This is a genomic window from Bacteroides sp. MSK.20.82, assembly GCF_019052485.1.
GTDB classification, from domain to species: domain Bacteria; phylum Bacteroidota; class Bacteroidia; order Bacteroidales; family Bacteroidaceae; genus Bacteroides; species Bacteroides thetaiotaomicron.
This window is the reverse complement of the sequence record NZ_JAHQUN010000013.1, coordinates 106649-118227: the sequence shown is the minus strand read 5'-3', so window position 1 is coordinate 118227 and position 11579 is coordinate 106649. Positions and strand designations below refer to the sequence as shown.

Here is an 11579-nt window from a genome sequence, read left to right as displayed (position 1 = left end):
CTTACTTTCCGGAAAGGAAGCTTATCACTTCCATGAAAGGCAAGGATTGCACTCATACTGCTCCTGTAAATATGGGCGGTCCCATAATTCCCACTTTCCCGTAGCCCATCGGCTACTTCCTTCATAAACGAAATTAAATTCCCCATTTTCTACTGATTTAAATAATACTCAAAAGATACGTCCGTAGAGAAAGCCGTTCCCTTACCCACTCTGCTTTCCCCAGTGTTCTTTGTTTTTCTATTCTCTAAATACTAATAAGACAAAGATAGAAATAAATTTGTTCGGTGACCGAACCGTTTCATAAATCTGTTTTATAAAGGAAAATAAGTGACTTATACTTATTTTTCATACTTTTGTATGCAACAAAGAAGTAAACATGGAACAATCGAAGAATAAACGTGCACGCCGTACCCGCGCCGAACTGGAAGCGGACGTGTTTGATGCCATCCGGCAGTTAGCAAGTGAAAAAGGTCTGGCGCAAATTACCTTTACGGATATTATGCAAAGAGCCGACATACAAATGTCCGTCCTGCTCAATAACTATAAGAATATTGAGCGGTTGCTGGATAAGTACGCATACATCTCTGATTATTGGCTACACGATTTATTCGATGAAGAACACCCTACAGACAAAGCCAACGAGGACATCATGAAAAGCACCTTAAAGGCTTTGGCAAATTACTTATATGACAATACCGATATGCAGCACTTGCTAGTGTGGGAACTCGAAGCAGACAATTCGACCACAAGACGTATGGCACGAAGCAGGGAAAAGCATTATAAAGTGGCTATAGAAGAATACAAAAATTTGTTTGAAGGAACGGGTATCCCAATTGATATAATAGCGGGACTTCTTACTGCCGGAACATACTACCTGATATTACACCGTAAGCGTTCCACATTTTTTAGTGTGGATTATCAGCGGAAGGAAAATCGGGAACGCTTGTACAGTACACTTGAGTATCTTTCCGGTCTGGTGTTCTCCGCGCTCAAAGAGCACAACCAAACCATAGAGATAGCCCGCAATTTCAAGCAGAAAGGTATAGCGGATGATGTGATAGCAGAATGCACGGGTTTGTCTGTCGATGTGGTGAAAGGGCTTTAGATTGATCATTTGTCAAGTTTTCATACGGAGACAAAGGACAGTCCATCCGCCTTAACCAAACAAGCGAAGAACTACATTATTAGAAATTAAACGTTTTGAGCAGTTATAAGACAGATACCGCTGTACTGCTATCTGATTAATACATAGCATAATACAAGTTGCTATATTCTCAAAGTATTCTCATGCCTTTGAGAAAAAATTCTCACCACAGTGAGAAAAAGTTCTCATGCCTTTGAGAATTATTTCTCAATGCGATGAGAAAATGTTCTCACGGGCATGAGAATAAAAGCATTTATACTAACCTGCCAACGGTTAACTGCCTTTCTGCTTATCTCCGGATTTAATACACCCTCTTCCTTTCATACACAAACATTGAATTTATCCAGTTTCAGGTGTTCGTCAATATACCGAATGCCGTCCACCTCAAAAAGTCCTCGTAAGAGAGTATGGTTCAGCGCCTGCTGAACAACATACGGAGTACCTTGCAGGCAACTCTGATAAATAACCTCCTGCAAATCTGCCGCAAAGCGATCCGGATCGACTCCCGGAAGCAGGTAACCACAGATTTTACAATGCGTCAGTACGTCGATAAACTGCTGCAACCAGAAGGCCTCTTCCCGTTTGAAGGAAGCGCTGTAATCTTCGTTCGCGGCGATATCCAGCAATAAAGTCTTTCCTAACGAATGCAATAGCGTGAGATACCCGTTCACTGTGGCAAAAAGCACCTGCATACACGAACTGTCCATCCGCATCTGACTTTGTTTCAGACAACTTCTGATCCCGTTGGTGAAATCAGAAAGACAGATGCGGAACAGACAAGTCTTACTGGGGAACAGCTTGTAAAGCGTACGCTTCGACATCTTCATCCCCTTGGCTATGTCATCCATGGTCAGTCCGTCAGCACCGTGCAGATACATCTCGTGTTTGGTGTATTCGATTATCTGACACCGTACTTTTTCAGGATTCATACTATCCTCCTACATCCGGCCTCCGCCCAAAGCCTGATACAGTGTAATCACGCCCTGGATTTCGGTAAAGCGATTGGCTACCTGTGAAAGTCTGGCGTTCAGCAATGTCTGCTGTGCGGTCAGTACTTCCAGATAAGTAGTATTATTACTATGTTCCATCAACAGACTAGTGCTTCTGGCAGCAGTCTGCAAAGAGGTGATCTGCTTATCGTAGAAAGCGGATTTCTCACGGGCCGTCTGATATTGCACCAGTGCCTCGTTTACTTCCACACCTGCGTTCAGCAATGTCTGTTCAAAGCTGAGGCGGGCTTCTTCCTGCTGTGCCTTCGCTATTTTCAGCTGGGCGATATTCACTCCCTTGTTAAATAAAGGTTGCGTCAGTGAAGCTACGGCAGAAGCAACGAATTTGCCCGGATTGATAATCATGCTACCGGCACTGTTTGTCCATCCGGCACTCCCGCTCAGCGTGATGGAAGGATAGAAAGCAGCACGGGCAGCATTCGTCGTATAGAATGCCTGCGCTAAAGAGAACTCCGCGCTACGTACATCCGGACGGTTGGAAAGCATCTGCAAAGGAATCCCTACGGAGAAGTCTTCCGGCAACTGCTGGTTTTCCAGTTTGCCGCGTTGTATCTTGTGAGGTGTTTCCGCCAGCAACAAAGCCATTGAGTTCTCCGTCTGATTGATTTGTTCTTTCAGGTCGAGCACTGCCGTACATATATTATAATAGGTGGCTTCCGTCTGAGCCAGTCCGGCTTCGGTCATCATACCGGCCTTCTTCATGGCACGGGCTGTCCGCACGCTCTCTTTCCATGCCGCTTCGGTGGACACGGAAATCTCATATTGAGCGTCGAGCATCAACAAGGTATAATAAGTATTTGCCACGGCAGACACCAATTGCGTCTTCACCGCCTGTTCATACTCCTTGCTCTGCTCATAGGCCGCTTTTGCCCGACGTTTGGCCGTGGTCACCTTTCCGAAGATATCCAGTTCCCACGAGGCAGTCACCGGCAATGAGTAGGTCTGAGTCGCTTTGCCACGGTCGAAGCTGCTCACAGCTCCTTCCGGTGCGAGAAACAAAGAGGGCAGATAAGAAAGCTTGGACGTCAGCAACGAAGCCTCCGCTTCTTTCACACGGAGATGCGCTGTCTGCATATCCGTATTCCGTACCAAAGCCGAATCGATCAAATTCTGCAAATACGAGTCAGTAAAGACCTCTCTCCACGAGAGATTACCGAAGTTCGCCGTATCGGCGGAAGCGACGGTTTCGCTTCCATAAAGTCCTTCGGGGACCTCCGATACAGGTTTGTATTTATTGTAGATACCGCAACTGCTCAACACGAGCGTTGCTGCGGATAAGATTAATATTTTCTTCATCATCAATTATTTTTTTCCTGCTTTAGATTTTTCTTCTTCACTCACCTTGATTTCTTCCTCGATCTGCCAGTCTTCCGTAGGTCTGCTCTGCACCGGGCGTAAGCGTTCCTGCAACCACTGGAAAGCGATAAACAAAGTAGGCACGATGAAAAGTAATGCCAGCGTACCGATCGTCATACCACCGACTACACCCGTACCCAGCGAACGGTTACCATTGGCTCCTACACCACTGGACAACATCAATGGGAACAGACCGAAGATCATCGTCAATGCTGTCATCAGAATCGGACGCAGACGGGCTTTGGCTGCACTTACCGCAGAAGCGATCAGTCCCATGCCTGCCTTACGGCGTTCGGCAGCGTATTCGGTCAACAGGATGGCTGTCTTTGCCAACAGACCGATCAACATAATCAAACCTGTCTGCAAGTAAATGTTATTCTCCAGTCCGAACATCCATGCGAAGAGGAAACTTCCCATCAATCCGCAAGGCACACTCAGAAGCACGGCGAACGGAATGATAAAGCTCTCGTACAATGCACTCAGAATCAGATAAATCATCAGGAAGCAGATACCAAAGATGATCATAGTCGTACCGCTTTGCTGATTTTCCTCACGGGTGATGCCTCCGTAATCATAGCCATATCCCTTGGGAAGAGCCTGTACGGCTGTTTCCTGTACGGCCTTGATAGCATCTCCCGTACTATATCCGTCTGCCGGCATCGCATTCACGGCGATGGAATTGTACATATTGAAACGGCTCAGCGACTCTGCGCCGTAGCTGCGTGTCAACGTTACGAACTGGCTCAGCGGAGCCATCTCTCCGTTCGACATACGTACGAAAGCATTGTCCAGTGAAGTTTCGTCCAGACGGAATTTCGGGTCTGCCTGAATCATGACTCTGTATACTTTAGAGAAACGGTTGAAGTTGGACACATACTGACCGCCATAATAACCGGACAGTGTGCTCAATACCGCATCCGGTGTAATGCCTGCGCGTTTACACTTGGCTGCATCCACCTCTACCGTCCACTGCGGATAGCGCACGTCGAACGTAGAATATGCCATCGCAATTTCCGGACGCTGGTTCAATGCTCCCAGATATTGCTGGGTAGTGGTAAAGAATTCGTTGATATCACCGCCCATCTTATCCTGCATATGGAGTTCCAGCGCATTACCCATACCGTAACCCGGAATCATACCCGGCGAAATAGCGAAGACACTGGCATCCTTGATATCGGCCGTACGACCGTACACCTGACCGATGACTGCCTGTACATTATCTTCGTCATTCGGACGTTCGTCCCACGGTTTCAGCTTCAGAATCAACATACCGAACGAGCTTCCCTGTCCTGCCAGCAATCCGTAGCCGGCCACTTTCTGCACGTGCTTAATCTGCGGAATATCCATCAGACGCTTTTCGATGCGTTCCATCACTTCGTCGGTCGTAGTCAGCGAACTACCGGCCGCCGTACTTACATTGACGAATACCACACCCTGGTCTTCGTCCGGCACCAGACTGGTCTTTGTCGTATTCATCAGGAATACAAGCAACACTACGGAGCAAACGAGCAGCGACCATGCCAGCCATCTGCGTTTGATAAAGATCAGCACCACATTCTTGTATTTCTCTATCAGAATATCGAAAGCCAAATTGAATGCTTTACGGAAACGTGCCGCAAAGTTATTCTTCTGCGTACCGTCTTCATTGATATAGGGTTTCAGCAGCAAGGCACACAATGCCGGACTCAGTGTCAACGCATTAATAGCGGAAATACCAACGGCAACCGCCATCGTCAGACCAAACTGGGTATAGAACGTACCGGAAGTACCGCCCATGAAGGATACCGGAATAAATACTGCCATAAACACCAGCGAAGAGGTGATAACAGCATTACTGATACCTTTCATTGCATCGATACTTGCCATATAGGACGACCTGTATCCCACGTCGAAGCGTGCCTGCACCGCCTCGACGACAATAATGGCGTCGTCCACCACCGTACCGATGACGAGCACGAGCGCAAACAGCGTGAGCAGATTGATACTGAATCCTGCCACCGCCATGAAAGCAAACGTACCGATGAGCGAAACAATGACTCCCACCAAAGGAATCAGCGTAGAACGAAAGTCCTGCAAGAACACATATACCACCAGAATCACCAGGATAATCGCCTCGATCAACGTCTTCACCACCTCATGGATAGAAGCGAACAGAAAGTCGTTCGAGCTCATCATCTGTGTCAGTTCCACTCCTTTCGGGAGGTCTTTACGGGCTTCTTCAAGGAATTTATCAATGTTCTGGTTTACTTCGGTCGCATTGGAGCCCGCCGTCTGAAACACCATGCACGAAACGCCCGGATGACCGTCCATTCCACCGTGATAAGCATAGCTATCCTGTCCCAACTGTATCTCGGCGATGTCTTTCAACTTCAGGACCTCACCATTGTCCGTAGAACGAATGACAATATCTCCAAATTCTTCCGGAGTGATCAGACGTCCTTTATATTTCATTGTATACTGATAGGTTTCGTTCGAGTTTTCACCGAATGAACCGGTGGCCGATTCGATATTCTGTTCGGCAAGCACACCGGTGATATCCGATGGAATCAGTTTGTACTGGGCCATCACGTCCGGCTTCATCCATACACGCATGCTATATTCACCTCCCATAATCATCAGGTCGCCTACACCCGAGATACGCAGAATCTCCGGTTTCAGATTGATACTGATATAGTTGGAAAGGAAGTTTTCATCGTAGCTATCGTCCGGACTGGAAAGCGAGAACATCTGCAGGATACTTGTCTGACGTTTGGAAGTAGTCACACCGACCTGCGTTACTTCTGCCGGAAGCTGTCCCGTCGCTCTCGACACGCGGTTCTGTACGTTGACCGCTGCCATGTCCGGGTCTGTTCCCTGCTTGAAGTACACGGTGATACTCACTGTACCGGCATTGGTGGCGCTGGAAGTCATGTAAGTCATGTCTTCCACACCATTGATCGCTTCTTCCAAAGGAGCAATCACACTCTTCTGCAAAGTTTCCGCACTGGCGCCATAATAGGTGGTACTCACCATAATGGTCGGCGGAGCAATATCGGGATATTGTTCGACGGGCAGACTGAACAGCCCGATGATACCCACAACGACAATCGTAATAGAGATGACTGCCGATAATACGGGGCGTTCAATAAAGGTTCTTAAATTCATGGATCGATTCCTCCTTTGTTTAATTTTCAGTAGTTGTCGTAGATGCCTGAGCAGTCTTTGCCTTAATCGGAGTACCTTCACGAAGCAATCCTACGCCTTCCGCCACAATCACATCGCCCGGAGCCAGTCCTTCATCCACGATAAATTCGCGGCCGCCGTTCACACGGGTCACCTGCACCAAGGCAGATTGCGCTTTACCGTCTACTACCTTATATACATATCTCTTATCCTGTATTTCGAACGTAGCTCCCTGCGGAATCACCAAAGCTCCCGTTTTCTGTACCGGAATCACTACGTTACCCGCACCGCCGCTGTGCAGCAGTCCGTCCTTATTAGGGAAAACGGCACGCAGGCTGACAGTACCCGTCGAACGGTCAATGACTCCGCTGATAGACTCGATCTGTCCCTGTTCGGGATAAGCCGATTTATCGTTCAGCTGCAAGTCGATGGCGGGCATACTTTTCAGCGCCTCGTCTTTAGAGCCATACTGGCGAATCAGCCCCAGCAACTGGTTTTCCGTCATTGAGAAGTAGACGTACATGTCCGAATTGTCGGAAACGGTGGTCAGCGGTTCGGGAATGCTGGAACTCACCAACGCACCTACGCGATAAGGCAATGTACCTACCACTCCGTCTGCCGGACTCTTCACTACCGTATAAGAAAGGTTATTACGGGCGCTCACTTCTTGTGCCTTGGCCTGTGCCAGTTGGGCTTTGGCAGCCAGAAGAGAATTTTTTGCCGTACTCAGATCGAAAGCGGAAACTACATTCTCCTTATACAGTTCCTCTTTGCTGTCGTAAGTCAGCTGTGCCGTTGCCAGAGACGCTTTGGCTGACTCTACATTCGCCACTGCCGTCTGCAGGGCTGCCTCATACGGCACTTGGTCGATGATGAACAGCGTCTGTCCGCTCTTCACCCGCTGTCCTTCGGTGACACTGACTTTTGTCAGCGTACCGCCTACCTGTGGATAAATATCGATGTCCTGACGTCCGCGGATGGTCGCCGAATAGGCACTCGAAATCATCCGGTCGGTCGGAGAAACGGTCATTACTTCATATCCTGTTTCCATTTGTGTGGGTGGAGCTTGCTTACAACCTACAGCAGCAACCAGACAACCGAGCAACAATAGCCCTTGCTTCATTTTACATACCTTTTTACTCATTGTGTTACCTATTAAAATTTTTGATCGCGGCAAAGGTAGACTCTTTTCACCACAGAAAACTGGTCATAGTGTTTAGAGTTTTGTTCATTTTCGGAACAATATGAGCGATATTTAGTGAAAAAGTCCTATTTTTGCCCACTAAATAAGAATAGTTATGATACAGAGAAACTCTACCCTTGCCGTTCTCCGGGAATCATTTGTTGCCGGAAGCGATGAGAATTTGTCACCTATCATGCATCACCTCTGGAAAATGGAAGGGGGTGCCATCTATTTCTGCCGCAGTGGATGGGCACACGTCACCATCGATCTGAAAGAGTACGAAATCGTCAAAAACACTCAGGTGGTACTGCTGCCGGGAAGCATTATCCGTATCAATGGCAGCAGCAGTGACTTCACAGCCTCCTTTTTCGGATTTCCCAAAGATATGTTTCGGGAAGCCTGCCTGCGGTTAGAACCGACCTTTTTCCGCTTTATGAAGGAAAGACCGTGCTATGTGCTTCCCGATAAGGATACCGGAGCAATCAACGGATTGATACAGGCGGCAACTGCTATTTATAATGACCGCGAGAACCGCTTCCGCAACCAGATAGCCAAGAATCATCTCCAATCCTTCATGCTGGATATTTACGATAAATGCTACCGCTACTTCGACAAACAGGAAATAGAAGGGGGAAGCCGGCAGGACGAAATCTTCAAGAAGTTTGTCGCATTGGTGCACGAAAACTGCATTTCACAACGGGAAGTTAACTTCTACGCCAACGAGCTTTGTATTTCGACCAAATACCTGACAGGCATCTGCCGCAGTGTGACCGGAGATTCTGCCAAAAAGATCATTGATGATTTCGCCATTCTAGAGATCAAAGTACTGCTCCAGTCTACGGAGCTGACAATGCAGGATATAGCCGACCGGCTCGGTTTCCCGGACCAGTCGTATTTAGGAAGATATTTCAAACGGCATGAAGGAATGTCGCCTAGAGAATATCAAAACAGATATGTTATATAGCAATCAGAAAAAAGAAATAACCATTATACATTAAGGAGTACAGAGACCCGGATAGCAACCATAAGTTTGTGCAAAATCAGTCATTTTGCTATAAAATTAATAGAAATTATCATCTAAAGACAACAATGTATAACTTTTATTCCTACATTTGCAGCCAAATGATAACTTATTAATAAAAATACCAATACCATGGCTAAAATAACCAAAGAAGCCGCTTTGCTCTACCATTCACAGGGCAAACCCGGTAAGATCGAGGTAGTTCCTACCAAACCTTACAGTACACAAACTGATTTATCACTTGCATACTCTCCCGGCGTGGCAGAGCCTTGCCTCGAAATAGAGAAGAATCCGCAGGACGCTTACAAATACACAGCCAAAGGCAACCTGGTAGCTGTTATTTCTAACGGTACAGCCGTACTCGGACTGGGTGACATAGGCGCACTGAGCGGCAAACCGGTGATGGAAGGCAAAGGTCTGCTTTTCAAAATCTACGCAGGAATCGACGTGTTCGATATCGAAGTGGACGAAAAAGACCCGGAGAAATTCATCGCTGCCGTAAAAGCAATCGCTCCTACTTTCGGCGGTATCAATCTGGAAGACATCAAAGCTCCCGAATGTTTCGAAATCGAACGCCGTCTGAAAGAAGAACTTGACATCCCTGTGATGCACGACGACCAGCACGGAACCGCTATCATCTCCAGCGCCGGACTGGTAAATGCCCTGCAAGTGGCCGGAAAGAAAATAGAGGATGTGAAAATCGTCGTAAACGGTGCCGGAGCATCTGCCGTATCCTGTACCAAATTATATGTATCACTGGGGGCACGCCTCGAAAATATCGTCATGCTGGACAGCAAAGGCGTTATCAGCAAGACACGTACCGACCTCAACGAACAGAAGAGATATTTTGCCACCGACCGCACGGATATCCACACACTGGAAGAAGCGATCAAAGGCGCCGATGTATTCCTCGGCTTGTCCAAAGGTAACGTACTGAGTCAGGACATGGTGCGCAGCATGGCTCCCATGCCGATCGTATTCGCACTGGCAAACCCGACACCGGAAATCTCTTACGAAGATGCAATGAGCGCCCGCCCCGACGTACTGATGGCAACCGGACGTTCCGACTATCCGAACCAGATCAACAACGTAATCGGCTTCCCGTACATCTTCCGCGGCGCACTCGATACACAGGCCAAAGCGATCAACGAAGAAATGAAAATCGCAGCAGTACACGCTATCGCCAATCTGGCAAAACAGCCTGTACCTGATGTAGTGAACACAGCATACCACGTCAACAACCTCTCTTTCGGTCCGGAATACTTCATCCCGAAACCGGTAGACCCGCGCCTCATCACCGAAGTTTCCTGTGCCGTAGCCAAAGCAGCCATGGAAAGCGGAGTGGCACGCACGGAAATCAAAGACTGGGACGCTTACTGCGTGCATCTGCGCGAACTGATGGGATACGAATCCAAACTGACCCGCCAGCTTTATGACACCGCCCGCCGCAACCCGCAACGTGTCGTATTTGCCGAAGGCATCCATCCCAACATGCTGAAAGCCGCCGTCGAAGCAAAAGCCGAAGGCATCTGCCATCCTATCTTATTAGGAAACGACGAAGCAATCGGCAAACTGGCCGAAGAACTCGACCTGAGCCTGGAAGGCATCGAAATCGTCAATCTCCGCCATCCGGACGAGTCGGAACGCCGCGAACGCTACTCACGCATCCTTGCCGAAAAACGTGCCCGCGAAGGCTTTACATACGAAGAAGCCAACGACAAGATGTTCGAACGCAACTACTTCGGTATGATGATGGTAGAAACCGGAGATGCAGACGCATTTATCACCGGACTCTATACCAGATACAGCAACACCATCAAAGTTGCCAAAGAAGTGATCGGCATCCAGCCCGGATTCAACCATTTCGGAACAATGCACATTCTTAATTCGAAGAAGGGTACTTACTTCCTGGCAGATACGCTGATCAACCGTCATCCGGATACGGAAACTCTGATTGACATCGCCAAACTGGCTGACAAGACAGTCCGTTTCTTCAACCATACACCGGTCATCTCGATGCTGTCGTACTCCAACTTCGGTGCCGATACCTCCGGCAGCCCTGTCAAAGTGCACGGAGCAGTGAACTATATGCAGAAGGAATATCCGGAACTCGCCATCGATGGTGAAATGCAGGTGAACTTTGCCATGAACCGCGAACTGCGTGACGCCAAGTATCCGTTCACCCGCCTGAAAGGTAAAGACGTGAATACGCTGATCTTCCCGAACCTGAGCTCCGCCAACGCAGGATACAAACTGCTGCAGGCAATGGACCCCGATACGGAATTCATCGGCCCTATCCAGATGGGACTGAACAAGCCTATCCATTTCACTGACTTTGAAAGTTCTGTCCGCGACATCGTGAACATCACAGCCGTAGCCGTGATCGACGCCATCGTAGTGAAGAAGAAAAACGAAAGCCGATGAGAAGACCGTTATCAAAATCACAAATAGTTTGCGTCAGCCTGCTTTGGCTGGCGCTTTGCTATTTAGTTCTCACAAAAGCCGAACGTATTGACGGTATGACGATAGTAATGCTTATCATTTCGGCAGCGTTAGTCTTTATTCCTGTCTATAAGTCGATGAAAAAGAATAAATAAATATCTTTTTTCTGAGTTTTAATGCAATAAAATATCAAATTTGATGTTTTATTGCATTTTTCTTTATAAAATGTTTGCTAGTTCAATTTTTATCTTTACTTTTGCA

General features: G+C 47.8%; 8 protein-coding genes and 1 pseudogene. 4 read left to right on the top strand and 5 right to left on the bottom strand.

Translation table 11 applies throughout. The annotated features are described in order from the left end of the window. A pseudogene (locus tag KTR07_RS28425) lies at window positions 1–146 on the bottom strand (phage integrase SAM-like domain-containing protein); the annotation flags it as partial. 230 nt (window positions 147–376) lie between these two features. Between KTR07_RS28425 and KTR07_RS13960 the strand changes: the two are divergent. Beyond that, window positions 377–1105: a hypothetical protein gene (locus KTR07_RS13960; protein ID WP_008761146.1), complete on the top strand. Its 729-nt coding sequence runs from the start codon at window positions 377–379 to the stop codon at window positions 1103–1105. A gap of 359 nt (window positions 1106–1464) precedes the next feature. Here the strand turns inward: KTR07_RS13960 and KTR07_RS13955 are convergent, their stop codons facing one another. From KTR07_RS13955 to KTR07_RS13940, 4 genes are read right to left on the bottom strand one after another with little or no spacing between them, the layout of a single operon-like run. After that, window positions 1465–2073 carry a TetR/AcrR family transcriptional regulator gene (locus tag KTR07_RS13955; RefSeq protein ID WP_117577786.1) on the bottom strand — a complete coding sequence of 203 codons (609 nt, stop codon included), beginning with the start codon at window positions 2071–2073 and terminating at the stop codon, window positions 1465–1467. A 9-nt stretch (window positions 2074–2082) separates the two neighbouring features. Next, complete coding sequence (locus KTR07_RS13950) at window positions 2083–3450, bottom strand: TolC family protein (RefSeq protein ID WP_054960338.1); 1368 nt, start codon at window positions 3448–3450, stop codon at window positions 2083–2085. A gap of 6 nt (window positions 3451–3456) precedes the next feature. Beyond that, window positions 3457–6654, bottom strand: a complete 3198-nt coding sequence (locus KTR07_RS13945; RefSeq protein ID WP_217315442.1) for an efflux RND transporter permease subunit — start codon at window positions 6652–6654, stop codon at window positions 3457–3459. 19 nt (window positions 6655–6673) lie between these two features. Beyond that, window positions 6674–7816 (bottom strand): efflux RND transporter periplasmic adaptor subunit, encoded by a 1143-nt coding sequence (locus tag KTR07_RS13940; RefSeq protein WP_081109807.1) that lies wholly within the window; start codon window positions 7814–7816, stop codon window positions 6674–6676. Between the two features lie 154 nt (window positions 7817–7970). On the opposite strand from KTR07_RS13940, the gene KTR07_RS13935 reads away from it, so the two are divergent. The 3 genes from KTR07_RS13935 to KTR07_RS13925 all read left to right on the top strand — a co-directional run bounded on the left by KTR07_RS13935 (window position 7971) and on the right by KTR07_RS13925 (window position 11473). Then, window positions 7971–8819 carry a helix-turn-helix domain-containing protein gene (locus KTR07_RS13935; RefSeq protein WP_008766292.1) on the top strand — a complete coding sequence of 283 codons (849 nt, stop codon included), beginning with the start codon at window positions 7971–7973 and terminating at the stop codon, window positions 8817–8819. A 189-nt stretch (window positions 8820–9008) separates the two neighbouring features. Next, complete coding sequence (locus KTR07_RS13930) at window positions 9009–11300, top strand: NADP-dependent malic enzyme (protein WP_008766293.1); 2292 nt, start codon at window positions 9009–9011, stop codon at window positions 11298–11300. Next, complete coding sequence (locus KTR07_RS13925) at window positions 11297–11473, top strand: hypothetical protein (RefSeq protein WP_008766294.1); 177 nt, start codon at window positions 11297–11299, stop codon at window positions 11471–11473. Before KTR07_RS13930 ends, KTR07_RS13925 begins: the two co-directional genes overlap by 4 nt. Window positions 11474–11579: the final 106 nt, after the last annotated feature.